We start from the raw sequence: 25,145 nt of genomic DNA on the forward strand, positions 1-25,145 counted from the left end.
GACGGCGCTGGTCAGCGGCCGTTTCCCGGGGCGGGGCCGGACGGGCAACAGGAAACCCGTCGACCCGGGCGGGCGGGGCGGACAGTCTGAAGTCGTCAGCACGACGCACCACCCACCAGGGGGAAACATGCGCAAGGTGAAGATGATGAGGACCGCCGCGGCACTCGCCCTCGCCGTCGGGACGATGACCGCCGTCACCGCGACCCAGGCCCAGGCGGCGGAGGCGGCCGCCAGCCACGGGTGCCCGTCCGGGTACGTCTGCGCGTACCCCGGGGCCGGCTGGAACGGCGACCGCCCGAGCCACAAGTGGTACACGTACGGGGCCCACAACCTCAGCAACATGGTCGGGACGTACCGCCTCTACAACAACCAGACCGGTGGCGCCACCGTGCGTACCTGCACCGGGTACAACGGCACCGGCTGCCAGGGCTACCTGCCCGCCGGCTGGTACATCGACAAGGACATGACGCCCATCAACTCCATCACCCTCCAGCCCTGACCCCGTAGCCTCCCGGCATCGTGGACAGCTTCCGGGACCGCCGTGACGGCGGTCCCGGAAGTCGTGTTCCCGCCACGCCGGACGAACGGCTTGGCCCGCTGTCGGACCCCCGCTGTAGCCTGGACGCCTGTCATCTCACAATCTGGGCGCACCTTGCCACGGGGGATGCTTTGGGGGATCCGGACCGCGGGCGGACGACCGACCGGCCGCACGACCCGACCGACGACGCCGCGGCCTCCTTCGCCGCGCGGCTGCGGCGGCTGCGGCTGCAACGCGGGCTGTCGCTGGCCGACATGGCGCGGCAGACGCACTACAGCAAGGGCTATCTGAGCAAGATCGAGACCGGCGCGAAGCGGGTCACCCTCGATGTCGCCCGCCGCTGTGACGAGGTCCTGCGCGCGGAGGGCGAACTGCTGCGCCTGGTGCGTGAGGGACCGGTGCCGCGCCCCCGCCCCGCCGACGACACGGACGGCGACAGGGACGCGGACACGGACACGGGTGTCACCTGTCCCTACCGGGGCCTGTCGTCGTTCACCCCGCAGGACGCCGGCTGGTTCTTCGGCCGGGAGCGGGCGACGGCCGCGCTGGTCGAGCGGGTCTTCGAACGCGTCGGCAGCGGGCCGCTGTTGCTGGTCGCCCCTTCGGGCGGGGGCAAGTCGTCGTTGCTCAACGCCGGTCTCGTACCGGCCCTGCGGCGCCCGGGCGGCTTCCCGATGCCGGGCGCCGAGGGCTGGCCGGTGGTGGTGTGCACGCCCACGGCGCAGCCGTTGCAGGAGCTGCTCGACTGCACGGCGAAAGCGCTGGGCAGTGACCTCGGCATCAGCACGGGGCAGGTGCGGGAGCGGCCGGAGCGGCTGCTGGAAGCCGTGCGCCGGCTGTCGGAGGGCCGGGTGCCCCGCGGCCTGGTCGCGGGGGGCGATCAGCCGGACGGCCGGGCGCCGGACGACCGGCCGTCGCGGGGCGTCGCGACGCCGGCCGGGGACCGGCGGCCGCCGCCCGTCCGTCCGGTGCTGATCGTCGACCAGTTCGAGGAGCTGTTCACGCTCTGTCCGGACGAGGACGAGCGCCGCGCGTTCGTGCGGGTGCTCACCTCCGTCGCCACCTCCCGTCCGGAGGCGACCGGGTACGACGCCGCCGTCGTGGTGATCGGTGTCCGGGCCGACTTCACGGGCAGGTGCCTGGACCTGCCCGAGCCGGCGTCGCTCTTCACGGACGGGCTGTTCGTCCTCCCGCCGATGTCGGTGGCGGAGTTCCGGGAGTCCATCACCCGCCCGGCGCGGCTCGCGGGCGTCACGCTCGAACCGGGCCTGGTCCAGCTGCTGTTGCGGGACGTGGGCCTGCGGGACGAGGCGGCCGCCGGAGGCCCGGACGGCCGGCCCGGGCGGGCCCCTTCGGGAGCACTGCCCCTGGTGTCCCACGCGCTGATGGCCACCTGGCAGCGGCGCGAGGGCGGCACGCTCACCGTCGCCGGGTACGAGGACACCGGCGGTATCCAGGGGGCGATCGCCCGGACCGCCGAGGACGTGTTCGCCCGGCTCTACCCGGCCGAGCAGCGGACCATCCGCCGCCTCCTGGTGCGTCTGGTGCACGTCGCGGACGGCACCGGGGCGACCCGGCGCCGGATGAGCCGGACCGCCCTGCTGGAGCAGCTGGCGGACGCGGACGGCGCATCGGACGCCCTGGACGCCTTCGTACGGGCCCGTCTGATCACCATGGACAGCGAGACCGTCGAGATCACGCACGAGGCGCTGCTGCACGCCTGGCCCAGGCTGCACGGCTGGATCCACGCCGACCGGGCCGGGTTGCTGGTCCACCAGCAACTGGCCCATGCCGCCGAGGACTGGGAGCGTGAGGGTCGCGACCCGTCCGCCCTCTATCGCGGGACCCGCCTGGACACCGTGCGCTCCTGGGCCGACGAGCTGGACGGCGCGAGCCGGCTCAGCCCCCGGGAGGAGGCCTTCCTCCGGGCGAGCCGGGCGGAGGAGGCGCGCCGGGCCGAACAGGCCAGGCGGCAGGTGCGGTTGCGGCAGCGGATGCTGGCCACGCTCGTCGTGCTGCTGCTCCTCGCCCTGACCGCCGGGGGTGTGGCGTACCAGCAGCGGGCGGGCGCGCTGGACCAGGAGCGGGTCGCCCGCTCGCAGGCGCTGGCCGTGCGGTCCACGTCGCTGGCCGCCGGCCAGCCCGAGGCGTCCATGCTGCTGGCCGAGGAGGCCTACCGCGCGGAGCCGACGACCGAGGCGCGCGGTGCGCTGCTGAGCACCCAGTCGCAGCCGTTCTCCGCCCGGCTCGGCGGGCACGGCGGGCCGGTCAACGCGGTGGCGTTCGCCCCGGGCGGTGCGCTGCTGGCGTCGGCGAGTTCGGACGGCACGGTCCGGCTCTGGCGGGTGGCCGACCGGCGGACGACGATGACGTTCACGGTGCCGGGGCGGGTGCGCGCGGTCGCCTTCAGCCCGGACGGGCGGCTGCTCGCGGCGACGTCCACGGACGGTCCGGTGCGGCTGTGGGACACGGCGGGCGGGCGGGCGGAGCCGGTGGCGGTGCTGCCGGCGGTGACGGCGGGCGCCCGGGCGCTGGCGTTCGCCCCGGCCGGGCGGGTGCTGGCCGTCGCGACGCCGGGCGGCACGGTGGGGCTGTTCGGGCTGGACGGTGCCCGGCCCCGGTCGCTGCTGTCCCTGGCCGGCCACGAGGGGCGGGTCAACGCCGTGGCGTTCTCCCCGGACGGGCGGACGCTGTTGTCGGCGGGCTCCGACCGGACCGTGCGGCTGTGGGACCCTGCGTCGGGTCGTCCGCCGGTGGTGCTGCGCGGTCACACCGACGAGGTGCTGGGGGCCGCGTTCGGCCCCGACGGGCGGACGGTCGCCACGGGCGGTGTGGATCGCACGGTGCGCGTGTGGGACACCCGGCCGCCGCGCTCCGTGCGGACGCTGACGGGGCACGACGACGACATCAACGCGGTGGCCTACACGCCGGACGGGACGACGGTGGTCAGTGCGGGCGGTGACGGTACGACGCGGTTGTGGGACGTGCGGGGCGGCCGGCAGGTCGCGACGCTGACCGGACACACGGACTACGTGCAGGGCGTGGCCGTGGAGCCGGGCGGCTCGGTGCTCGCCACGGCCGGGTTCGACCAGTCGGTGGTGCTGTGGGACCTGCGGGGTTCGGTGCTGACGTCGCGTCCGTTCACGGAGATCTGGCAGGCCGCGTACAGCCCGGACGGCAGGCTGCTGGCGACCGCCGACGCCGATCACACGGTGCGGTTGTGGGACGTGGCGGGGCGCAGGGTCGTGGCGACGTTCACGGGTCACCGGGAGACGGTGTTCGCGGTGGCGTTCGCGCCGGACGGGCGGACGCTGGCGTCGGCCGGTTCCGACGGGACGGTACGGCTGTGGGACGTGGCCGCGCGCCGGCCGCTGGCCACGCTCAGGGGTACCCACGGGGACGTGTTCTCGGTCGCCTTCGCGCCGGACGGGCGGACGCTGGCGTCGGCGGGCTCCGACCGTGCGGTCCGGCTGTGGGACGTCGCCTCGCGCCGCCCGGTGGCCGCGCTGACCGGGCACACCGACTTCGCCAACGACGTCGCGTTCAGCCCCGACGGGCGGACCCTGGCGAGTGCGGGTGACGATCTGACGGTGCGGCTGTGGGACGTGGCGGGGCGCCGCCCGCAGGCCAAGCTCACCGGGCACACGGGCGCGGTCCGGGGGGTGGCGTTCGCGCCGGACGGGCGGACGCTCGCGAGCAGCGGCAATGACGGGACCGTACGGCTGTGGGACGTCCGGCTGCGGCGTTCCGTGGGGTCGCTGACCGGCCACACGGGATCCGCGCGGGGCATCGCCTTCTCGCCCGACGGCCGGACGCTGGCCAGCAGCGGCAACGACCGTACGGTGCGGGTGTGGGACGTGCCCGGGCGGCGGCTGTGGGCGGTGCTGACGGGTCATACGAACGCGGTGTGGGGCATCGCGTTCTCCCGTGACGGGCGGACGGTGGCCAGCAGCAGCAACGACGGGACGGTACGGCTGTGGGACCTGGACGTGGGGGCCCGGCTGGCCGAGATCTGCCGGATGCGGCAGCGCGTCGGCCCCCAGGAGCGCGAGGAGCTCGGGCGCAGCCTCGGTGTCTCCCTGAGCATGACGTGCGCCGACCGCTGACGCCCCAGGTCACCGGTGGTTTCCCGAAGGTTTCCCGTTGCCCGTCCGGATGGGGCGACGCGGAGGTCTCGACGTGGGGACGGCAACGCCAGCAGGCTGCTGTCCGCAGGCACTTCCGACAAGAACGAGGGTCCAGCATGCTTCGCCGTTCCCGTCTCATCGGCGCACTCGTCGCCGTGTTCGTCTTCCTCCTCGGGGCACCGGCGCCCGCGTCGGCCCTCGCCCCCGACGACCGGTGTGCCGTACGGGCGCCGGGTGCCTCCGCGGCGGCCGAGCGCGCCGTGGCCGCCGCCTGCAAGCAGGTGGCGGCGGGCGTCTGGTACACGTGGGGCGGCGGCCACGGCCCGAAGCCGGGCCCCACCTACGGGCAGGTCGACCCGACCGATCCGGCCAGTGAACACGACCCGGAGCGGCTCGGCTTCGACTGCTCGGGGCTGGTCCGGCACGCCTACGCCGAGGCGACCGGGTCGGACATCCTTAACAGCCCGGCCAGCGGCCAGTACTACACGCACCACGCCGCCGAGCGTTTCACCGCCGCGCAGGGTCTGGCTCCGCTGGTCCCCGGTGACCTGCTGGTCTGGGGCAAGTCCTGGGACCTGCACCACATCGCCATCTACCTGGGTGAGGGCAAGATGGTGGAGGCGCGCCAGTCCGGCACCAAGCTGATGGTCAGCGACGTCCGTCTGAGCGGTGACTACTACGGCGCCGTGCGGGTCGACACCGGCCCGGTGACCGGTCACGTCTTCCGGACGTGGGGCTCCGGTGTGTGGACCAAGGCGGAGCCGTCGACGAGGGCGGCACGGGTGTACGCCTTCCCGGGGCCGACGACGATCCGGGTCCAGTGCCAGAAGCACGCGGAGGAGGTCACCTCCGACGGCTACACCAATGACGCCTGGTCCTACCTGCCGGACTACAAGGCCTGGATGACCAACATCTACATCCAGGGGCCCGCGTGGCTGAACGGGGTCCCCACCTGCACCTTCTGACGGGTCGCGGTTCGTCCGCCGACCGCTGTCCGCACCAGTGACCGCCACGGGGGTCGGCCACTGGTGCGGACGGCGTGTCAGGGCCGGTAGCGCAGGGGGTGGTCGGCGGGCACCTCGGTGAGCACGATGCGGTGGCCGTCCGGGTCGGCGATCCACATCTCGATCAGGCCCCACGGCTCCCGCACCGGTGGCCGCAGTACGCGCACCCCTCGTGCGGACAGTTCCTCGTGGGCGGCGGCGCAGTCGGCGACCTGCAACCACAGCCGGACGGTCTCCGTCGGCGGCTCGTCCGACCGCCCGGACACCTCCAGGAATCCGCCGCCCAGGAAGTAGACCGTGCCCCGTTCGGGTCCGGTACCGAACTCCCGGTAGACGTCCAGCCCCAGGGTCTCGCCGTAGAAGTCGCGGGAGGCCTGCGGGTCGCGGGGGCGCAGCAGGACCCTGCTGCTCAGTACGTGCACCATACGGGGAGCCTACGCCGCCGGCCGTTCCGCGGGGCGGCCCTCTTGACTGCTTCGACGGCAGCCGCGATCCTCTCCGCACGATTTGTAGGTACATGACAAGCACGGCTCCTCCGGCTGGAACTCGGGTGATGACCTTGTCGCTACGCTCGCACGGCAGGCTCAAGGTACTGGCGGTCCTCTGCCTGCTGCTCACCCTGCTGACCCCGGCGCAGGCCCAGGCGGGTCCGGGCGGGGAGGACGCGCCGGGCTGGTGGGATCCGGTCCAGCGCCCCGCGCCCGACTCCCGGATCGGTGTCACCGGGGAGCCCTTCAAGGGCACCGACGCCCAGGGGCGGGTCCGGGGGTTCGTCGACGCCCACGACCACATCATGTCCAACGAGGCCTTCGGCGGCCGCCTCATCTGCGGCAAGCCGTTCTCCGAACTCGGTGTCGCCGACGCGCTCAAGGACTGCCCCGAGCACTACCCGGACGGCTCGCTCGCCGTCTTCGACTTCATCACCAAGGGCGGCGACGGACGGCACGACCCCGACGGCTGGCCCACCTTCAAGGACTGGCCCGCCCACGACTCGCTGACCCACCAGCAGAACTACTACGCCTGGATCGAACGGGCCTGGCGCGGCGGCCAGCGCGTCCTCGTCAACGACCTCGTCACCAACGGGGTGATCTGCTCGGTCTACTTCTTCAAGGACCGCGGCTGCGACGAGATGACCTCCATCCGCCTCCAGGCGCGCAAGACGTACGAGATGCAGGCGTACGTCGACCGGATGTACGGCGGACCCGGCAAGGGCTGGTTCCGGGTCGTCACGGACTCCGCGCAGGCCCGGCAGGTGATCGAGCAGGGCAAGATGGCGGTCGTCCTCGGTGTGGAGACCTCCGAACCCTTCGGCTGCAAGCAGATCCTCGACGTGGCCCAGTGCGACCGGGGCGACATCGACCGGGGCCTGGACGAACTGCACGCGCTGGGCGTGCGCAGCATGTTCCTGTGCCACAAGTTCGACAACGCCCTGTGCGGCGTCAGGTTCGACTCCGGCTCGCTCGGAACGGCCATCAACGTCGGCCAGTTCCTGTCGACGGGCACCTTCTGGAAGACGGAGAAGTGCACCGGCCCGCAGGCCGACAACCCCATCGGCGCCGCGCCGGCGGCCGGGGCGGAGAAGCAGCTCCCGCCGGGCGTCTCCGTGCCGTCGTACGCCACCGACGCCCGCTGCAACACCCGTGGCCTGACCGATCTCGGCGAGTACGCCCTGCGCGGGATGATGCGGCGCGGGATGATGATCGAGGTCGACCACATGAGCGTCAAGGCCACCGGTCGCGTCCTGGACGTCCTGGAGTCCGAGTCGTACCCCGGCGTCCTCTCCTCGCACAGCTGGATGGACGCCGACTGGACCGAGCGGGTCTACCGCCTCGGCGGCTTCATCGCCCAGTACATGCACGGCGCCGAGGGGTTCACCGCCGAGGCCCGGCGTACGGCCGCCCTGCGCGACAAGTACGGCGTCGGGTACGGCTACGGCACCGACATGAACGGCGTGGGCGGCTGGCCCGGCCCCCGGGGCGCGGACACCCCGAATCCGGTGCGCTACCCCTTCCGCAGCGCCGACGGCGGTTCGGTCGTCGACCGGCCGGTCACCGGCGAGCGCACCTGGGACGTCAACACCGACGGCGCCGCGCACTACGGCCTGGTGCCGGACTGGCTGGAGGACATCCGGGTCACCGGCGGACAGGACGTCATCGGCGACCTCTTCCGCGGCGCCGAGTCCTACCTGACCACCTGGGGCTCCTCCGAGCGCCATCGCCCGGCCGCCAGCCTGGCCGCCGGCGCCGCCACCTCGGCCAGTTCGTCGGAGTGGAACCCGTTCACCAGCTACGCGCCCGGGCGCGCCGTGGACGGCGACCTCCGCACCCGGTGGGCCAGCCACTGGAGCGACCAGCAGTGGCTGCGGATCGACCTGGGCGCCCCGCGCACGGTCGGGCGGGTCACGCTCGACTGGGAGCGCGCGTACGGCAGGGCGTACCGGATCGAGGTGTCCGCCGACGGCGAGGACTGGCGGACCGTGTGGTCCACGACCGCCGGTGACGGCGGCCTCGACACGGCACGCTTCCCGGCCGTACCGGCGCGCTTCGTGCGCGTGACGGGACTCGAACGCGGGACCGGATGGGGCTACTCGCTGCGGGAGGTCGGCGTGTACGGCGGCTGACGCCGCCCGGCCGTGCGTACAGTGCCCAGCCAGTCGACTCGGCAACGGCAGGAAGGGCACCGGCGTGCACTGGGCGTACATCGGCTCGTTCACCTCGGGGGGCGGCCGCGGCATCACGGTCGCGGCCGTCGACCCGGCGACCGGGGACCTGACCCCGCGGCACGGCGTCGACACCGTGGCCAACCCCTCGTCCCTGACCCTCGACCGGGCGGCGGGGATCCTCTACGCGGTGAGCGACACCGAGGCGGGCGCGGTCGCGGCCTTCCGCACCGGCCCCGACGGAAGCCTGACCCCGCTCGGCCCGGCGGTCGCCGTGGCCGGTGACGGGCCGAACCACCTGGCCCTCGCCGGGCGCAGGCTGCTCACCGCGAACTACGGCTCGGGCAGCGTCAGCAGCCTCGCCACCGGCCCCGACGGCGGTCCGTCCGGGCCGCCTTCCGTGCTGGAGTTCCACGGCTCCGGGCCCGACCCCGAGCGGCAGCGGGGGCCGCACGCCCACCAGGTGCTGCCCGCCCCGGAAGGGCGGTGGGTGCTGAGCGTGGACCTGGGCACGGACGCGGTGCGGGTCTGCGCGGTGGACCAGGAGACCGGCGGGCTGCGGGTGCACACCGAGACGGTGCTGCGGGCCGGGTCCGGGCCGCGCCACGCCGCCTTCCACCCGGACGGCGAGGTGGTCCACGTCCTGCACGAGCTGGAGCCGCTGATGACCGTCTGCCGGTGGGACGCGGTGGCCGGGCGGCTGGAGCCGCTGGCGGAGGTGGCGGTCGACCCCGAGGGCGCACCGGACGGGGGACGGGTGTTCCCGTCGGTGGTGCGCGAGTCGCCCGACGGGCGGTTCCTGTGGGCGGCCGTGCGCGGCAGCAACCGGATCCTGACGTACGCGCTGGCGGGAGGGGCCGAGAAGCCGCTGCTCACGGCCGTGACGGACTGCGGCGGGGTGTGGCCCCGCGACCTGGTGACCGACGCCTCAGGGCGCCGGCTGTACGTGGTCAACGAGTGGTCCGGGGACGTCACCCGGTTCGCCGTGGACCAGGAGAGCGGGCGGCTGGAGCGCGGCGGCGCGGTGGAGGTGCCGGCCGCCGCGTGCCTGGTCCTCTCCTGACGTCAGCGTCCGGCGCCACCGCCCCGGGCCGGACCGCCCGGCTGGATCGACGCCTTGGACTGCACCGTGTCGACGGTGTGGACGGCCTCGTCCAGGACGGGCTGGGCGAGCCTGCCGTCGAGTCCGACGTGGACCTTGTCGACGATGCCTCCGTTGAGGGACTCGGCGTGGGCGGCGGGGCCGGCCGCCAGGGCCGCGCCGGCGAGGGCGAGCAGGGTCAGGGCGCGGGTGCTGGTACGTGACATGCCCGGCCCAACGACCGTCGCGCCGCCCGGGTCACCGCGCCCGTCGCCCGTCCGGCGCAACCGCGCATCCGGTGGTCAGTCGCCGGCGCGGTCCAGTTCCTCGTCGAGCGCGAGCGCGGCCATGATGAGCGCCACGTGGGTGAACGCCTGCGGGAAGTTGCCCAGTTGCTCACCGGTCGGCCCGATCTCCTCGGCGAACAGGCCCACGTGGTTGGCGTAGGTGAGCATCTTGTCGAACGCGTACCGGGCCATCCCGAGCCGGCCCGCGCGGGCCAGGGCCCCGGCGTACAGGAAGCTGCACAGGGAGAAGGTGCCCTCCTCCCCGCGGAGCCCGTCGGGCGAGGCGAGCGGGTCGTAGCGGTGGACGAGGCTGTCGGAGACGAGTTCGGCCTCCATGGCGTCCAGGGTCGACAGCCAGCGCCGGTCCTTCGGGGAGAGGAAGCCCACCACCGGCATCAGCAGCAGCGACGCGTCGAGGACGTCGCTGCCGTAGTGCTGGACGAACGCCCCGCGGCGCGGGCTCCAGCCCCGGTCCATGATCTGCTCGAAGACCGCGTCCCGTGCGGCGGTCCAGCCCGCGACGTCGGCGGGCCGGGCCAGTTCGCCGGCCAGCCGGATGCCGCGGTCGAAGGCCGTCCAGCACATCAGGCGGCTGAAGGTGAAGTCCCTGCGGCCGCCGCGGGTCTCCCAGATGCCCTCGTCGGGGCGGTCCCAGCTGCGGGCCAGCCAGTCGAGGAGGGCGCTGAGGTTGCGCCAGCCGTCGTACCCGGCGAGCTGCGCCAGGTCCCGGGCGTGGGTCAGGGCGTAGGCCACCTCGCCGTAGATGTCGAGCTGGAGCTGTCCGGCCGCGTCGTTGCCGGCCCGGACCGGTGCCGAGCCCCGGTAGCCCTCCAGGTGGCCGAGGACCTCCTCGGCCAGGTGCGGGTCGCCGTCCACCCGGTACATGATCTGGAGCGGCTCGTCCGTGATGGTGGTGCCCGTCGCGACGCGGGCGCCCAGCCAGCGCCGGAACGCGTCCGCCTCCTCCTCGTACCCGAGGTCAAGCAGCGCCTTCACGGACAGGGACGCGTCGCGCACCCACGTGTAGCGGTAGTCCCAGTTGCGTTCCCCGCCGAGCCGCTCGGGCAGCCCGGTGGTGACGGCGGCCACGGGTGCGCCGCTGGGGGCGTACGTCATCAGCTTGAGGGTGATCGCCGAGCGGTTGACCACCTGCTGCCAGCGGCCCCGGTACCGGCTGCGGCGCACCCAGCGGTGCCAGTAGTCGTAGGTGGAGAGGAACGCCTCGCGGACGCTGTCCTCGTCCGGTCTGGGCGGCGGTGACGTGCCGGTGCCCGGACACACGGTCAGGACGGCGGCCGCGCGCTGTCCCTGGTTCAGCGTCAGCCCGGTGTGGACGTCGTCGCCGTCGCGGAGCAGCCGCACGGGCCGGGCCGCGTCCCCGCCGACGTGCAGGTGGGCCGTCAGTCCCGGGCCGGTGAAGCGTGCCGAGTCCCGGTCCAGGTCGAGGTGGTGGGCCGCCCGGCCGTAGTCGAAGCGGGGGCGGCACTCCAGCCGGAAGCGGACGGTGCCGCGCGTGACCCGCATGACCCTGATGACGCGGCGCCGGTCCTCGGGGGTGCCGGCCTCGGCCGGCGGCATGAAGTCGACGACCTCCCCGACGCCCTCCTCGGTCATGAAGCGCGTCACCAGGACGGCGGTGTCGGCGAGGTAGAGCTGGCGCGTCGTGGCGTCCGGCGCGTCGGGGGCGATGGCGAAGTAGCCGCCGCGGTCGTGGTCGAGGAGGGCGGCGAACAGGCTGGGCGAGTCGAAGCGGGGCGCGCAGAACCAGTCGAGCACCCCGTCGGAGGAGACGAGGGCCGCCGTCCGCAGGTCGCCGATGAGCCCGTGGTCGGCGATGGGTGGGTAGCGGCGCATGGCGGTCCCTTCGCGAGCTCGCCCGTCCCCCCACGCTAGGACCGGGTGCTCCGCCCCGCATGCCGGGCGGTCCGGCCGGGCGGTCACCCGTCGGGCGGCGCGGGGCGTGCCGAACGGCGGGCGGCGGCCTTGAATGGCGGCATCAGGTGCGCCGCCCGCCCGTGGGCGGCACGCGTCGTCGTGTCGCGGTCCCCCCACGACCGGGCCGGTGTTTCGGGAGGGCGCATGACGTCACCGCAGAAGGGGGCACTGCGCCGCACGGGCGCCTGGTGCTCCCGCCACTTCGTGACCGTCATCGTCCTGTGGCTCGCGGCCGTGGCGGGGCTCCAGGTACTGGACCGGTTGTACGGGGGCGACTACTCGGACAACTTCGCGCTGCCGGGGTCGCAGTCCGAGGACGGCCTGAACGTGCTGAAGGCCCACGACCCGGCCGCGGGCGGGTACAGCGCCCAGGTCGTGCTGCACGACTCGGCGAAGCCGCTCACCGACGAGAGCGGGCCGATCGGCACGGCGGTGACGAACCTGGGGAAGCTGCCGCACGTGCTGAGCGCGCAGAACCCGCTGCCCGCGCCCGGTACGCCACCGCCGGCGAAGGGCACGCCCAACGTGGGGCCGTTGTCGTCGGACGGGAAGACCGCGTACATCACCGTGCGCTTCGACGTGCAGCCGTCCACGCTGGGCTCGTCCTACCTGGACGGTGTCGACACGGCGGTCGAGCCGCTGCGCGCGGCGGACGTGGAGGTGGAGTACGGCGGGCCGCTGGGCGAACTGGCGCGGCCGGAGCCGGACGACCGCACCAGCGAGGCCATCGGCTTCGGGGTGGCCATCCTGGTCCTGCTGATCGGCTTCGGCAGTGTCGTGGCGGCGGTGATGCCGCTGGTGACCGCCCTGGTCGCGGTGGTCTGCGGACTGGGTTTGCTGGGGCTGCTGGCCGCGGCCTTCACGTTCGCCACGGTGTCGCCGACCCTCGCCACGATGATCGGTCTGGGTGTCGGTATCGACTACGCCCTGTTCCTGATCACCCGGCACCGGCAGAACCTGATGGACGGGCGGGACCCGGCGACCGCGGCCGGGCTGGCGGCGGCGACCAGCGGCCGCGCGGTGCTCGTCTCCGGCTGCACGGTGATCATCGCCCTGTCGGGGCTGTGGGTGTCGGGCATCAGCTTCATCGGCAAGCTGGGCCTGGCGGCGGCCGTCACGGTGGTCACGGCCGTCCTCGGGGCGCTCACCCTGGTGCCGGCGATGCTGGGCCTGGCCGGGCGGCGGATCGACAAGCTGCGCGTACGGCGGCCGATCGCCGAGACGGAGGCCGGGCCCGGTGAGACGGCGCACGGCACCTGGCACCGGTACGCCCAGCGGGTGGAGCGCCGCCCGTGGTGGTTCCTCGTCTCGGGGGTCGTGGTCCTCGCGGTCCTGGCGGTGCCGCTGCTGTTCATCCAGCTGGGGCACATCGGCGACGGGGCGGACCCCAAGTCGTTCACCGACCGGCGGGCGTTCGACCTGATGTCCTCGGCGTTCGGGCCCGGGTCGAACGGTCCGCTGACCCTGGTCGTCGACCAGACGGACGTGCCGCAGGCGGACCGGTCGTCGCTGGCGAGCCGGGCGCAGAGCACCCTGGCGAACGTGCCCGACGCGGCGCTGATCACACCGCTGAAGGCGACACCGGACGGTGACGTGCTGATCGGGACGGCGTACTCGGTCGCCGATCCGCAGGACGAGAAGACCACGAACCTCGTCAACCACCTGGTGGACGACGTGCTTCCGCAGGCGGTGTCCGGCACCGACGCCCGGACGTACGTGACGGGCACGACCGCGGCCCAGGTGGACTTCCTGGACATCGTCTCCAGCCGGCTGCCGCTGATCATCGCGGTGGTGGTGGGCCTCGCGTTCCTGGTGATCCTGGTCGTGTTCCGCGGTGTGCTCGTCGCCGTCAAGGCGGCCGTGCTCAACGTGTTGTCGATCGCCGCGTCGTACGGGGTGGTGGTGGCCGTCTTCCAGTGGGGCTGGGGCGGGCCCGCGCTGGGCGTGTCGGGCGAGGTGCCCATCGAGAGCTACGTACCGATGATGATGTTCGCGATCGTGTTCGGGCTCAGCATGGACTACGAGATCTTCCTGCTGTCCCGCGTCCACGAGGCGTGGGTGCGCACCGGCGACCCGAAGGCGAGCGTCGCGCACGCGCTGGAGATCACGGCGCGGGTGATCACGTGCGCCGCGCTGATCATGGTGAGCGTCTTCGCCGCGTTCATCCTCAGCGACAACATCGTGGTCAAGATGCTGGGCCTGGGCCTCGCCGCGAGCGTGCTCATCGACGCCACCATCGTCCGCCTCCTGCTCGTCCCCGCGGCGATGACCCTGCTGGGCAAGTCGGCCTGGTGGACGCCGAGGTGGCTGGACCGCGTGCTGCCGCACATCGACACGGAGGGCGAGTCCGCCGCCCACGCGGACGCCGGTGCCCCCGCCCCGCCCGGCGGGGGGCGGGCCGGCTGACGCCCCGGGCGAGCCGCCCCTGCGGCCGCTGCCGCCCGAAGTGGCCTGTTCCCCGGTCCGCGGGTGACCGGTCACGACGGGGGCACCCTCGGGCGCGCCCTCTCAGGGGCGTTCGGCGAGGAGGTGGCCCACCACCCGGGCGATGAGGTCGTACGGCACGGGTGCGGAGAGCGGGAACTTCAGGGTTCCCTTGCCCGACCGGTAGGGCTCGATGTCCCGCTGGAAGGCGTCGTCGCCCTCGGGGACGGGGTAGACGCTGACGTGCTTCTGCCAGCCGGCGAAGTAGACGAGGCTCCGGCGGCCGTGGGTGACCGCCGGGATCCCGTAGGAGATTTTCTCGCCCACGCCGTCGGGCGCGGCGTCGTGGATCGTCCGCCGCACCTCTTCGAGGACGCCCCGGACGTCCTCGGGGAACGAGGCGATGTAGTCGTCGACCGACGCGAAGTGCTCTGTCACGGGTCCGCCCTTTCGCTGCCTACCGTGCCACGCTAGGCGCCGCCGCTCCCCCGCGCGCGTTCAGCGCAGCACGTGCAGGGCGCCTGGCTGGACGCGGACCGTGACCGGGAGGGTCGCGTCGACCTCGCCGTCCGCGCCGTAGGGGAGACCGCGGTCGGCCTCGATGCGGATCTCCTTGCCGCGCAGGACCTCGACCTGCGGGCGGCCCATGTGCGCGCCGGTCTTCAGCTCGTTCATCATCGTGAAGAACAGCCGTTTCGGGGCGTGCCGGATCACCACGACGTCGAGCAGGCCGTCGTCGACGCGGGCGTCCGGCGCGACGCGGCGGCCGAACCCGTAGAAGCCGGAGTTGGCGGCGACGACGGTGTAGCCGCGGAGCTCGCGCGCCTCCCCGCCGTCGACGGTGATGCGGTACGCCGCCGGTCGCCAGCCGGCCACCGCGCGCGCCCCGCCCGCGTAGTACGAGGCTGCGCCGCGCAGCAGCCGGGACTGGTTGGCGTACCGGTTGGCGACCGCGTCGACGCCGGCGTACACGCTGCCGAGGACCGAGACGCCGTCGTGTACGGCCGAGTCGACCCGGATGGTGTCGACGGCGCGCGGCTCGGCGCCGAGCAGCAGCTCCGACAGGGCCGCCGGGTCGGTGGGCAGGGCGAGGGCCCTGGCGAAGTCGTTGCCGCGGCCCGAGGGTACGAGTCCGAGGACGGCGTCGGTGCCGCTGAGCACGCCGCCGACCGCGCCGGCCATGCCGTCGCCTCCGACGGCGAGCACCACACGCCCCTGCGAGGCGGCTTGGAGGGCCAGTTCGCGGGCGTGGTCGAGGCTGCGGCTGTAACGGGTGTCCAGCCCGGCTCCCGCCTCCCGCAGGAGCCGGGCCACGGGCAGCAGGGCCGCCGTGCCGCTGGAACTTCCCGCGGCCGGGTTGACGACGGCGGTGAACTGTCGCATGTGCGCGCCTCCGTAGGGCTGGGCAGGCTGGGGGTGGGCCGGGTCAGGGGTGGCGCGGGGGGACGAGGATGCCGGGGTTGAGCACGCCGGCGGGGTCGAGCTCCGCCTTGGCGGCCTGGAGGACGCGGACGCCGAGGGGGCCCACCTCCGTGGCGTACCAGTCCCGGTGGTCGGTGCCCACGCCGTGGTGGTGGCTGATGGTGCCCCCGGCGGCGAGGATCGCCTCGTTGGCGGCGTGCTTGGCCGGTGCCCAGTGCGCGACGGGGTCCTCGCCCTGGGCGGAGACGACCGTGAAGTACAGGGAGGCGCCGTTCTCGTACACGTGCGAGATGTGGCACATGACCAGCGGGGGCGTGCCCGCGTCGGTGAGGGTGGTGGTGAGGGCCAGGCGGACGCCCTGGTAGAGCTCCGGGATCGCGGACCAGAAGGCGGCGGTCTCCAGGGTCTCGGCGAAGGCGCCGGCGTCCAGGAGCGCGTCGCGCAGGTAGGGGGCGTTGTAGCGGCCGTGGGCCCAGCGGTCGCCGGGTTCGCTGCCGACGTGCTCGCCGCCCTCGGCGAGGAGCACCTGGTGGACGCCGGTCCGGCACTCCTCGTTCGCCGCGGCCGTCCCCTCGTAGCCGACGACCGCCATGCAGCCGGCCGAGCCGGCGGCGTCGGCGCTGCCGATGCGGTCGGGCTGGGCGAGCCCGATGAAGGTCTCCGTCTCGTCGGAGAGGCGCAGCACGGTGGGGCGCGGGCCGTCCTGGGCGATCCTGCGGAGCGCGGCGGCGCCGGCCTCGAAGGAGGCGAAGCGCCAGCCCTCGTAGACCCGCTCCTGGGGCAGCGGGCGGATCCGGACGGTCACCGAGGTGATGACGCCGAGCGCGCCCTCGGAGCCGAGGACGAGCTGGCGCAGGTCGGGACCGGCGGCCGAGCGGGGGGCGCGTCCGGTCTCCCAGGTGCCCTCCGGGGTGGCGACGGTGAGACCGAGGACCATCTCGTCGAACCGGCCGTACCCGGCGGAGGCCTGGCCGCTGGAGCGGGCGGCGGCGAAGCCGCCGATGGTGGCCCACTCGTAGGACTGGGGGAAGTGGCCGAGCGTGTAGCCGCGTTCGTTGAGCAGGGCTTCGGCGCGGGGCGCGCGCAGGCCGGGCTGGAGGGTGGCGGTGCGGGAGACCTCGTCCAGGCCCAGCAGGGCGTCCAGCCTGCGCAGGTCGAGGGCGACGAAGGTGGTGCGCTCGGGGGCGAGGCCGCCGACGACGGAGGTGCCGCCGCCGAACGGTACGGCGGCCACCTGGTGTTCGGCGCAGACGCGCAGGACAGCGAGGACCTCGTCGTGGCTGCCGGGCAGCAGGACGGCGGCGGGGATGTCGTCGACCTCGCCGGCGCGGATGCGCAGCAGGTCGGGGGTGGACTTGCCGCGGGTGTGCCGGATGCGGGTCTCGGCGTCGGTGCGCAGGTGGGCGGGGTCGCCGAGGCAGTCGGCGAGGGCGCGGTGCGCCTCGGGGGTGAGCGGGGACCCGGGGACCGCGATGTCGTCCAGTGCGGTGGGGCCGCTGCCCCGCGGGGTGACGCCGAGCAGGTCGCGCAGCAGGCCGGTCACGGTGTCGGGCAGGGGTGCCGCCTTGGCCGGGTCGCCCCAGCCGCTCCACAACATGTCCACGGGGATCGGTTTCCTCACCGTCGGTTCGGGATCGTGGCGTGCTCGCCGGCCCGCCTGGCGGTACACTGTGACAGATGACGCCCATTCGTCACAACCATTCGGACGGGGAAGCCGTCCTCGACGCGGCCCGCGACTGCGTCCTCGCCGTCGGCGTCCGCCGCACGACGCTCACCGACGTGGCCCGCCGCGCCGGGGTCTCGCGCATGACGCTCTACCGCAGGTGGCCGGACGTGCGCACGCTGGTCGGGGACGTGATGACCCGTGAGTGGGTCGGCCTGGCCGTGGCGGCGATGCCCGAGCGCGTCCCGGGCGCCCCGGCCCGGACGCGGCTCGTCGACGGGCTGGTCGCCGGGATCGAGGCGTTCCGCGCCCATCCGCTGTTCCACAAGATCCTCGACGTGGACCCCGAGCTGCTGCTGCCCTACGTGCTCGACCGGCGGGGAGCGAGCCAGGACGCGCTGCTGGGCCTCATCACCGGTGCGCTGAAGGAGGGGCACGCCGACGGTTCCGTCCGCACGGCGCACCCCGACCTCCAGGCCCGGTCCGTCCTGCTGGTCGTCCAGTCCTTCACGCTCTCGCTGCGCACCATGACCGACGCGTCCGACCCCGCGCTCGACGAAGCGGCCTTCCTCGGTGAGCTGCGGACCCTCCTGGAAAGGACCCTCACCCCATGAGCCACCCGCGCACCACACGTGCTTCTTCGTCGCTGAGCGCGGCGCGCCGCCGCCGTGAACTGGCCGGGCTCGCCGACGGGGAACAGGTCGACGTCCTGGTCGTCGGCCTCGGGGCCACCGGCGCGGGCGCCGCGCTCGATGCCGCGTCCCGGGGGCTGACCGTCGCCGCGATCGACGCCCACGACCTGGCCTTCGGCACCTCCCGGTGGAGTTCCAAGCTCATCCACGGCGGCCTGCGCTACCTGGCCACCGGACAGCTCGACGTCGCCCACGAGAGCGCCGTGGAGCGCGGTGTCCTGATGGAGCGGACCGCACCCCACCTGGTCGCCGCCCAGCCCTTCGTGCTGCCGCTCACCCCGCTGGTCTCCCGGTCGCAGGCGGCGCTCGCGCGCGCCGGACTGCACGCCGGCGACCTGCTGCGCGCCTCGGCGCGTACGTCGCGCTCCACGCTGCCCGGGCCGCGCGCCCTCTCCGCCGTCGAGACCCGGCACATGGCGCCCGCGCTGCGCCCGGCCGGCCTGCGCGGCGGACTGCTCTCCTGGGACGGCCGCCTCAGCGACGACGCCCGGCTGGTGACCGCCCTGGCCCGGACCGCCGCCGCGCACGGCGCGCGGATCCTCACCCGCACCCGGGCGCTCTCCCTCGACGGGGGCGGCGCCCTCGTGCGGGACGAACTCACCGGCGAGGAGACGCGGATCAGGGCCCGCGCGGTCGTCAACGCCACCGGCGTCTGGGCGGGCGGCCTCATCGACGACATCCGGCTGCGCCCCTCGCGCGGCACCCACCTGGTGCTCCGCTCCGAGGACCTCGGCTCCCTCACCGCCGGCATGCACATCCCCATCCCCGGCGAGTCCAACCGCTTCGTCCTGGTCCTCCCCCAGGGCGACGGACGGGTGTACGTGGGGCTCACCGACGAGCCCGTCGACGGGGACGTCCCGGACGTGCCCGAGGTCCCCGAGACGGACATCGGCTTCCTGCTCGACGTGCTCGGGTCGGCGCTCGACGTGTCGCTGGGCCGCGCCGACGTGATCGGCGCCTTCGCCGGGCTGCGCCCGCTCCTGGACACGTCCGGCGCGCCGGGTGCGGCCGGCTCGTCGCGCACGGCCGACATCTCCCGCAGGCACGCGGTACTGACGTCGCCCGACGGGGTCGTCACGGTGGTGGGCGGCAAGCTCACCACGTACCGCCGCATGGCGCAGGACGCGCTGGACGCGGCCGTCTCGGCCCGCGGCCTCGCCGCCGGTCCGTGCCGCACGGCCGCCCTGCCGCTGGTGGGCGCCGCGTCGCCGGGCACCCTCGCCCGGCTGGACGCTCCCCGCCGGCTGGTCCGCCGCTACGGCACCGAGGCGCCCGCCGTGCACGCCCTGGGCCTCACGGACCCGCAGCTGGCGCGCCCCGTCGTACCGGGCCACCCGGTCACCGTGGCGGAACTCGTGTGGGCGGTGCGCCACGAGGGCGCCCTCGACGAGGGCGACCTGCTGGACCGCCGCACCCGGATCGGCGTCGTGCCGCAGGACCGGGAGACGGCACTGAGCACGGCGACGGAGGTGCTGCGCCACGAGGACGACGAGAGGCTGACGCCGCACGCCTCGTAGGCTGCGCGCCGGGTGTGGAACACCGGGTGTGGAACAGGGGTTCGCGCCCCGGCGTGCGGTACAGGGGTTCACGCCCCTCGGCGTGGGACGGAACGCACGCCCCGTGGGCGCGTAACAGGCTGCGCGCCGGACGAGTCAGTTGCTGTGCCGGGTCAGGCTGTAGCAGAGGATCAGTACGGCCACGGCCATCACGGTCACGTGCAGCCACGCGGGGGCGGCCGAGGCGTCCTGCGAAGCGGTCACGATGGGGTTCACGGGTTCCTCCGGGTCACATCGTCGTCGTCATGGTGGTGTTGTCGTGTCACGTCCCGCGCGTACCCCGCGTCGCGGGGCCGACGCGGGCGCCGGGGCCGCTTCGTGTTCCGAGACGAATGGCGGCCCACCGCCCGTGCGGGACGACGGATGGCCGGCACGGGGCGGGCGCGGGGCGGGTCCGGGCCCGCCGGTCACCCGTATTCGCTCTCCGCCCTCGCCAGTGCGAGCACCCCGGCGACGACGAGGCCGACCCCGACCAGCTCCGGCAGCAGCCACCAGTGGCCGCGCAGGTGTTCCTCGTAGAGCAGCACCCCCAGCACCAGGCTCACGGTCGCGTCCCCGAGGGTGAGCGCCGGCTGCGACGCCACCAGCGGGCCGCCCTGGAGGGCGTGTTCGAGCAGGAGCAGCGCGGCGACACCGCACGCGGCGAAGGCGTAGGTGTGCCAGGTGGTGAAGAACGCGCCGACGCCCTCGTCGTCGAGGATGTGCATGGACGTCTTCATCAGGCAGGCGGTCAGCGCGTAGCAGACGGCGGTGGCGGCCCCGAGGCACCCGGCGCGCGCCTTCCCCGGGGGGCGGCGCAGCGCGGTGGCCGTCAGCAGCAGGACCACCACGGCGCACACCGCCAGGGTCGGGATCCACCGGTCCAGTGGCACACGGGTGCGGTTGCCCTGCGGTGAGGCGGCGACCATGGCGAGGACCAGCCCGCCGACGACGGCGGCCACCGCCGCCCACAGGCGCGGGGCCATGCTCCGGCGGTCCGCGAGCGACCCGAACAGCAGGGCCAGCGGCAGCTCCAGGACGAACAGGGGCTGTACGAGGGCGAGGGGCCCGGTCGCCAGGGCGGCGGCCTGGCCCACGCCGGCGACGATCACGCACAGGATGCCGGCGAGCCACAGGGGCCGGCGCAACAGGTCGAGCACCATGCCGGGGCGGAAGCCCTGCGTCTGGGGGACGGTCAGCGTGGCACGGCGCTGGAGCACGGTGGCGAGACCGTTGGCGGTCGCGGCGCACAGCGCGAAGACGGTGGGGAGGAGGACGCCCATCCGTCGATCCTCGCCCCGCGAGCGGGTGCCGGGGCGCCGACACGGCCGGGCCCCGGCCAGAGGAGTGGGGTGAACACCGGTCCGCCCGCCCGCGGCGGGGTCAGCCGTCCTTCAGCTCGTCCACCACGCCCCGGACCACGTCCACGGAGGAGTTCAGCGCCTCACGGGACGCGGCGCGGGCGACCCGCATGCGCTTCGAGCCGTAGTGGACGAGGACGGAGGCACCCGACGCGTAGACGACGGTGAGCGCGCCCGCGACCCGTTCGGGGGTCCACACGCGCTCCAGGCCGCGCACCAGCGTCGAGTGCGCCGACCAGAGGGCGAGCAGCCCGCACGCCCCGCCGGCCGCCAGGGCCGCGACGCCGTGGCGGGCTTCGGACAGGCCGAGGCTCGCCTCGTCCCGCGCGATGTCGAGGTCCTCGCGGACCGTGTTGCGTGTCTCCTCGGGCAACGGCTCCATGCCGCGCTCGTACCCGCGCCGCGTGCGGCCATTCCCGGGCCACCGGTGCCGCCCCGGGAAACGCCGACGGCCCCGCCGGCGGGGGAAGGCGGCGGGGCCGTGGCGGGACGGAGGGGGGCCGTCCCGAAGGGGGATGTCTTTCGTCTGCCCCCGGTCCGGCGGGTCATGCCTGGGTCAGCCGGGGCGGTGGGCGTGGACGTAGAGATGGGGTTCGGGTTCCGCGTCCGGCCCGTGGGGACGGTAGAGCGCGGTGTGGTGGTGGACGACCTCCAGGCCCGCGTCCTCCAGCACCCGCAGCTGGTCCGCGGCCGCCAGGCTGCTCACCGTGACCCGGTGCCCCATCCACTCGATGTCGAGGTTCCTGACGTCACCGGGCACGGTGGCCATGGCGAACGCGCCACCGGGAGCGACCCACGACGCCATGGCGGACAGGGACGTCTCCACCTCGGGCTGGTCCATCATCAGCAGCGGGAAGAACGCGCACACCGCGTCGTAGCCGCCCTCCGGCGCCCGGTAGGCGCGTACGTCGGCCTGCCGGAAGTCCGCGCCGGGCACCCGCCGGCGGGCCAGCCGGACCATTTCGGCCGACACGTCGATGCCGGTCACGGCGAAACCCGCCCGGACGAGCGTCTCCGCGGCGGGACGCCCGGTGCCGCTGCCCACGTCCAGGACGCGCGCGCCGGGCCGGAGCCGGCCGGTGAGCCAGTCCAGCGCCTCCAGTTGACCGGGCACGTCGGCGAACACCTCTTCGTACCGCGCGCCGACCGCGTCGAAGACCTCGGCGGCCGACGCGCCCCCGGGCCGTGGCACCTGGCTCACGCGACCCACCTCCGTGGTCGTACGGGATTGAAGCGACGACGGTACCGGCCCCCTGCCGGGGCCCGCCAGGGCGACGTCCGGACGGCGGACACCACCACCGCCCCCAGCCGCCGCGAGCGCCTGGGGCAGGGGCACTTGGGCGGGCGGGACGCAACTTCGACAGGGTCCGCACGGGCGGCTACTTTCACCTGGTCCTCGTTGGGCCGCCCACGGTCACGGGGACTCCTTCAGGCTGCGCCGGCCGCGACAGGACGAGTCGTTCACCCCGCACGCACCCCGGCACACCAACACCCGCTGACCACGGAGAGACGCATGCCCCACCTTGCTCTGTACACGTTCGGCGTACTGACGTCACCTCTCGCCGACCCCGCGCCTCTCACACGCGAGTTCTACGACGTGGGGGAGTCCGTCTACCGGGCGATGGGTCAACACCCCGGCTACCTCGCGCATGCTGAAGCGGCGGACGGTGACCGGGGCGTGCTCTTCGACGCGGACTGGGGTGCGTGGGGAGAGTTCGCCGTACCGGCTTGGTACGGCAAGGGCCGTACACCGGAAACCACCGCCCTGGCCGCCTCCCTCTCGCTCTGGACCGACCTGCGCTCCGCCTTCGACGCCGTCTACACCGGTCCGCACCGTACGGCCCTGAGCAGGCGTTACGACTGGTTCGAGCGGACGGGGCACCCGAACCACGTGCTGTGGTGGGTCTCCGACGGCGTGATACCCACCTGGCACAACGGGGTTTCCAGGCTGGAGCACCTCCATGCCCACGGCGCCGCACCGCACGCCTTCACCTTCCACGACTCGTTCGCCCCGGACGGGGGCCCGGCGGCGGCCGTCCGGGCATCGCGCGCTCGCCCGGCGCGGGGCGCCGTGTGAAGCTGGGCCGAGCCGAGCGGAGGCCTCGTCGACGGGTGTGCCATGGAAGCAGCCAGCAGGACCGCGGGCGGCCCGGACGGGGCCGGTCCCGGGCGGTTGCGGCGCCGGGCGGACGCGTTGCGGCACGGCTCGTCGCCCGTGGCGACCGCCGCGCGCCGCGCGGTGCGCGTCACGGTCGCGTCGTGTGCCGGGTTCTTCGCCTGCGTGTACGGGTGGGGCCTGCCGGTCGTCGGGACGTACGCGCTGTTCGCGGTCGTCGCGATGGCGGGGCTGTCCCGGATCCCGGGCACGGGACGTCAGCGTGCCACCGTCGTCGCCTCGCTGCTGCCGGCCGGGTGGGTGCTGGTGACCGTGGGGACGTTCCTCGCGGTACGCACCTGGACGGCGGTGGCCGGGATGCTGGTGCTGGGGTTCGTGATCGCCTACGCGGCGGTGGCGGGGCCGCGCCTCGCCGGGGCGGCGCCCGGACTGCAACTCCTGTACATCCTGCCGTGCTTCCCGCCGTACGCCCCGGACACCGTGGACCAGCGGCTGATCGGCACCACCCTCGGGTTCGTGCTGCTCGTGCTGGCCGAGGCGCTGATCTTGCCCGATCCGCGGACCCGGTCCTACCGGGCGCTGGCGGCGGACGCCTGCGAGGTGGCGGCCGGCTGCGCCGGACAGTCCGCCCGGCCGCCCTGGACGGTGGCACCGGCCATGCGCGCACGGGCGGCGGCCGCCGGGGAGGCCCTGCGCCCGTCGCTCGTGCCGGAGGCCGAACGGCCGGGCGGGCCGGGCCTGCGCCAACGGGCCCTGGCGCACACCGGGCTCACCGCCCGGATGCTGCTGGACCGCCTCGCGGCGCTGCCCCCGCCTCCCGGGGGCGGTCCGCCCAGTGAGCGGAGCGCCCGGGTGATCGCGGCGGTGCGGGAGGTCGCGGGCCACACCGCCCGGCTGCTGCGCGGCGAGCCCGCCGGCGCCTCGCCCGGGTACGAGGCCGCCGTGGAGTGCCTCCGCCGGGCGCGGACCGTGCCCCCCGGACCGCCGGGCGGTTCCGCGTCCGGGCCCGGCGCCGACCGCCCCGGGCCCGAGCGGCTGCGCCGCCGCGCCGCGCTGACGGGCACCGCCGCGGTCGCGCTCGCCCTGTCGCGGGCCGCGTCGCTGGCGGTGGCGGGCCGCCGGGAACGCCGGGCGGTCGCCGCCGGGGCCCGGGCCTCGGACGGCACGTTCTGGTACGCGGCGCACGGCTCGGCGTACCTGTGGGTCATCCGGGTGCGGGGCCATTTCAGCGTCCACTCGGTGTACTTCCAGAACGCCGTCCGGCTGGCGCTGGCGCTGGCCGTGGCGCGCACGGTGGCCGGTCTGGACTCCTTGCCGCACGGCTTCTGGGCGACGCTGGCCGCGCTGTCGCTGACGCGCACCACGGTGCACCAGACGCGCTCGACGGTGGCGGCGGCGCTGACGGGCACCCTGGCCGGGGCGCTGGTGGCGGGCCTGCTGCTGGTGGTGCTCGGGGCCGACACGCTGGGGTACGCGGTGGTGCTCCCGTTCGTCATGCTGGTGGCGTTCGTGATGGGCCCGACGCGCGGGGCGGGCTGGGCCCAGGGCATGTTCACGGTGGTCGTGTCGGTGGTGTTCGCCCAGCTCGGGCGGGCCACCTGGCAGCTCGCGGAGGTGCGGGTCCTGGACGTCCTCACCGGCAGTGTGATCGGGCTGGTCCTGGGGCTCGTCGCCTGGCCCAGGGGCGCCCGGGGCGAACTGCTGCGCTCCCTGGCGCGGATGCTGCGGGCGGCGGCGGCCACCGTCCGGGAGACGGCGCGGGCGGTGGGTGACGACGGGCACGCGGACCGGGACCGCCCGGGCGGCCGGGACCACGTCGAGGCGCTCCGGCACTCCCTCACGCTCGCGGAGTCGGCGTTCGCCCAGCGGCAGAGCGAGCCGCCCTCGCCGCACGAGCGGCAGCTGGACTGGCAGGCCGCTCTGATGACGGGCCACCACGTGCTGCGGGGCGCGCAGCGGCTGCGGCGGCTGCGCCGGGAGGAGCCGTCACCGCTGGGCGCCGCCCCGGCCGCGCGGATCGCCGGGTACGCCGACCTGCTCGGCGCCCGGTACGAGCGGATCGCCGCGTCGATCGAGGGGAAGCGGGCGTACGACGGGACGGGTCCGGGCGGCCGGTGTCACCCGGCGGCGGGCCCGGCCCTCTCCGAGGAGTGCGACGACGTCGGGATGGCCACGCTGTCGCTGTACTTCGACACGGCGAGCTGGCTGGAGACGCTCGCCACGGACGCCGACCGGATCACCCGGCACCTCTCCCCCGCCGGCCCGGCGCCCTCCTGACCGTCCCGGCCCCCCGCGGGCGGC

General features: G+C 74.6%; 19 protein-coding genes. 10 read left to right on the forward strand and 9 right to left on the reverse strand.

Annotated elements, in window-relative coordinates:
- Positions 1-127 precede the first annotated feature (127 nt).
- The 3 genes from EIZ62_RS02130 to EIZ62_RS02140 all read left to right on the forward strand — a co-directional run bounded on the left by EIZ62_RS02130 (position 128) and on the right by EIZ62_RS02140 (position 5,630).
- On the forward strand, positions 128-499 hold the full coding sequence (locus EIZ62_RS02130; RefSeq protein WP_156691005.1) for a peptidase inhibitor family I36 protein: 372 nt from the start codon (positions 128-130) through the stop codon (positions 497-499).
- 170 nt (positions 500-669) lie between these two features.
- Positions 670-4,644: a WD40 repeat domain-containing protein gene (locus tag EIZ62_RS02135; RefSeq protein ID WP_280117724.1), complete on the forward strand. Its 3,975-nt coding sequence runs from the start codon at positions 670-672 to the stop codon at positions 4,642-4,644.
- Between the two features lie 137 nt (positions 4,645-4,781).
- The gene (locus tag EIZ62_RS02140; protein WP_156691006.1) at positions 4,782-5,630 is read left to right on the forward strand and encodes a C40 family peptidase; all 849 of its coding nucleotides are present in this window, start codon (positions 4,782-4,784) and stop codon (positions 5,628-5,630) included.
- A gap of 77 nt (positions 5,631-5,707) precedes the next feature.
- Here EIZ62_RS02140 and EIZ62_RS02145 read toward each other — a convergent pair whose 3' ends face one another.
- Positions 5,708-6,094: a VOC family protein gene (locus tag EIZ62_RS02145; RefSeq protein ID WP_156691007.1), complete on the reverse strand. Its 387-nt coding sequence runs from the start codon at positions 6,092-6,094 to the stop codon at positions 5,708-5,710.
- A 128-nt stretch (positions 6,095-6,222) separates the two neighbouring features.
- Between EIZ62_RS02145 and EIZ62_RS02150 the strand changes: the two genes are divergently transcribed.
- Together EIZ62_RS02150 and EIZ62_RS02155 are read left to right on the forward strand one after the other, a co-directional pair.
- Entirely contained in the window at positions 6,223-8,289 is a 2,067-nt protein-coding gene (locus EIZ62_RS02150; protein WP_156691008.1) for a discoidin domain-containing protein, read from the forward strand.
- A gap of 64 nt (positions 8,290-8,353) precedes the next feature.
- Positions 8,354-9,391, forward strand: coding sequence for a lactonase family protein (locus tag EIZ62_RS02155; RefSeq protein WP_156691009.1), 1,038 nt, complete (start codon positions 8,354-8,356; stop codon positions 9,389-9,391).
- A 2-nt stretch (positions 9,392-9,393) separates the two neighbouring features.
- Here the strand turns inward: EIZ62_RS02155 and EIZ62_RS02160 are convergent, their stop codons facing one another.
- Positions 9,394-9,636: a hypothetical protein gene (locus EIZ62_RS02160; protein WP_156691010.1), complete on the reverse strand. Its 243-nt coding sequence runs from the start codon at positions 9,634-9,636 to the stop codon at positions 9,394-9,396.
- A 75-nt stretch (positions 9,637-9,711) separates the two neighbouring features.
- The gene (locus EIZ62_RS02165; protein WP_156691011.1) at positions 9,712-11,550 is read right to left on the reverse strand and encodes a glycoside hydrolase family 15 protein; all 1,839 of its coding nucleotides are present in this window, start codon (positions 11,548-11,550) and stop codon (positions 9,712-9,714) included.
- A gap of 225 nt (positions 11,551-11,775) precedes the next feature.
- On the opposite strand from EIZ62_RS02165, the gene EIZ62_RS02170 reads away from it, so the two are divergent.
- A complete protein-coding gene (locus EIZ62_RS02170; protein ID WP_156691012.1) occupies positions 11,776-14,037 on the forward strand; it encodes an MMPL family transporter in 2,262 nt (753 codons plus the stop codon).
- A 102-nt stretch (positions 14,038-14,139) separates the two neighbouring features.
- On the opposite strand, the gene EIZ62_RS02175 is transcribed toward EIZ62_RS02170, so the two are convergent.
- Genes EIZ62_RS02175 through EIZ62_RS02185 form a run of 3 tightly spaced genes read right to left on the reverse strand, consistent with a single transcriptional unit; the run spans position 14,140 to position 17,080 of the window.
- Complete coding sequence (locus tag EIZ62_RS02175) at positions 14,140-14,493, reverse strand: iron chaperone (RefSeq protein WP_156691013.1); 354 nt, start codon at positions 14,491-14,493, stop codon at positions 14,140-14,142.
- 60 nt (positions 14,494-14,553) lie between these two features.
- Complete coding sequence (locus EIZ62_RS02180) at positions 14,554-15,438, reverse strand: diacylglycerol/lipid kinase family protein (RefSeq protein WP_156691014.1); 885 nt, start codon at positions 15,436-15,438, stop codon at positions 14,554-14,556.
- Positions 15,439-15,481: 43 nt separating this feature from the next.
- Positions 15,482-17,080: an FAD-binding oxidoreductase gene (locus tag EIZ62_RS02185; RefSeq protein ID WP_156691015.1), complete on the reverse strand. Its 1,599-nt coding sequence runs from the start codon at positions 17,078-17,080 to the stop codon at positions 15,482-15,484.
- A 74-nt stretch (positions 17,081-17,154) separates the two neighbouring features.
- Here EIZ62_RS02185 and EIZ62_RS02190 point away from each other — a divergent pair, with 74 nt between their 5' ends.
- Entirely contained in the window at positions 17,155-17,754 is a 600-nt protein-coding gene (locus EIZ62_RS02190; protein WP_156691016.1) for a TetR/AcrR family transcriptional regulator, read from the forward strand.
- On the forward strand, positions 17,751-19,349 hold the full coding sequence (locus tag EIZ62_RS02195; RefSeq protein WP_156691017.1) for a glycerol-3-phosphate dehydrogenase/oxidase: 1,599 nt from the start codon (positions 17,751-17,753) through the stop codon (positions 19,347-19,349). The genes EIZ62_RS02190 and EIZ62_RS02195 overlap by 4 nt, the downstream gene beginning before the upstream one ends.
- A gap of 446 nt (positions 19,350-19,795) precedes the next feature.
- Here EIZ62_RS02195 and EIZ62_RS02200 read toward each other — a convergent pair whose 3' ends face one another.
- The 3 genes from EIZ62_RS02200 to EIZ62_RS02210 form a co-directional block, all read right to left on the reverse strand.
- Positions 19,796-20,650, reverse strand: a complete 855-nt coding sequence (locus tag EIZ62_RS02200; protein WP_156691018.1) for a DMT family transporter — start codon at positions 20,648-20,650, stop codon at positions 19,796-19,798.
- 100 nt (positions 20,651-20,750) lie between these two features.
- Entirely contained in the window at positions 20,751-21,110 is a 360-nt protein-coding gene (locus EIZ62_RS02205; RefSeq protein WP_156691019.1) for a phage holin family protein, read from the reverse strand.
- Between the two features lie 174 nt (positions 21,111-21,284).
- Positions 21,285-21,929: a class I SAM-dependent methyltransferase gene (locus EIZ62_RS02210; RefSeq protein WP_156691020.1), complete on the reverse strand. Its 645-nt coding sequence runs from the start codon at positions 21,927-21,929 to the stop codon at positions 21,285-21,287.
- Between the two features lie 312 nt (positions 21,930-22,241).
- Between EIZ62_RS02210 and EIZ62_RS02215 the strand changes: the two genes are divergently transcribed.
- Both EIZ62_RS02215 and EIZ62_RS02220 read left to right on the forward strand, forming a co-directional pair.
- Positions 22,242-22,805, forward strand: coding sequence for a DUF3291 domain-containing protein (locus tag EIZ62_RS02215; protein ID WP_156691021.1), 564 nt, complete (start codon positions 22,242-22,244; stop codon positions 22,803-22,805).
- Between the two features lie 42 nt (positions 22,806-22,847).
- Positions 22,848-25,121, forward strand: coding sequence for an FUSC family protein (locus tag EIZ62_RS02220; protein ID WP_156691022.1), 2,274 nt, complete (start codon positions 22,848-22,850; stop codon positions 25,119-25,121).
- Positions 25,122-25,145 lie beyond the last annotated feature (24 nt).

It is taken from the genome of Streptomyces ficellus, from assembly GCF_009739905.1.
GTDB lineage: Bacteria > Actinomycetota > Actinomycetes > Streptomycetales > Streptomycetaceae > Streptomyces > Streptomyces ficellus_A.

Coding starts and splice junctions, on each gene's coding strand:
- EIZ62_RS02200 (WP_156691018.1), bottom strand. CDS start 20,650: ATGGGCGTCCTCCTCCCCACCGTCTTCGCGCTGTGCGCCGCGACCGCC.
- EIZ62_RS02160 (WP_156691010.1), bottom strand. CDS start 9,636: ATGTCACGTACCAGCACCCGCGCCCTGACCCTGCTCGCCCTCGCCGGC.
- EIZ62_RS02180 (WP_156691014.1), bottom strand. CDS start 15,438: ATGCGACAGTTCACCGCCGTCGTCAACCCGGCCGCGGGAAGTTCCAGC.
- EIZ62_RS02145 (WP_156691007.1), bottom strand. CDS start 6,094: ATGGTGCACGTACTGAGCAGCAGGGTCCTGCTGCGCCCCCGCGACCCG.
- EIZ62_RS02130 (WP_156691005.1), top strand. CDS start 128: ATGCGCAAGGTGAAGATGATGAGGACCGCCGCGGCACTCGCCCTCGCC.
- EIZ62_RS02195 (WP_156691017.1), top strand. CDS start 17,751: ATGAGCCACCCGCGCACCACACGTGCTTCTTCGTCGCTGAGCGCGGCG.
- EIZ62_RS02205 (WP_156691019.1), bottom strand. CDS start 21,110: ATGGAGCCGTTGCCCGAGGAGACACGCAACACGGTCCGCGAGGACCTC.
- EIZ62_RS02165 (WP_156691011.1), bottom strand. CDS start 11,550: ATGCGCCGCTACCCACCCATCGCCGACCACGGGCTCATCGGCGACCTG.
- EIZ62_RS02170 (WP_156691012.1), top strand. CDS start 11,776: ATGACGTCACCGCAGAAGGGGGCACTGCGCCGCACGGGCGCCTGGTGC.
- EIZ62_RS02215 (WP_156691021.1), top strand. CDS start 22,242: ATGCCCCACCTTGCTCTGTACACGTTCGGCGTACTGACGTCACCTCTC.
- EIZ62_RS02190 (WP_156691016.1), top strand. CDS start 17,155: ATGACGCCCATTCGTCACAACCATTCGGACGGGGAAGCCGTCCTCGAC.
- EIZ62_RS02140 (WP_156691006.1), top strand. CDS start 4,782: ATGCTTCGCCGTTCCCGTCTCATCGGCGCACTCGTCGCCGTGTTCGTC.
- EIZ62_RS02150 (WP_156691008.1), top strand. CDS start 6,223: ATGACCTTGTCGCTACGCTCGCACGGCAGGCTCAAGGTACTGGCGGTC.
- EIZ62_RS02220 (WP_156691022.1), top strand. CDS start 22,848: ATGGAAGCAGCCAGCAGGACCGCGGGCGGCCCGGACGGGGCCGGTCCC.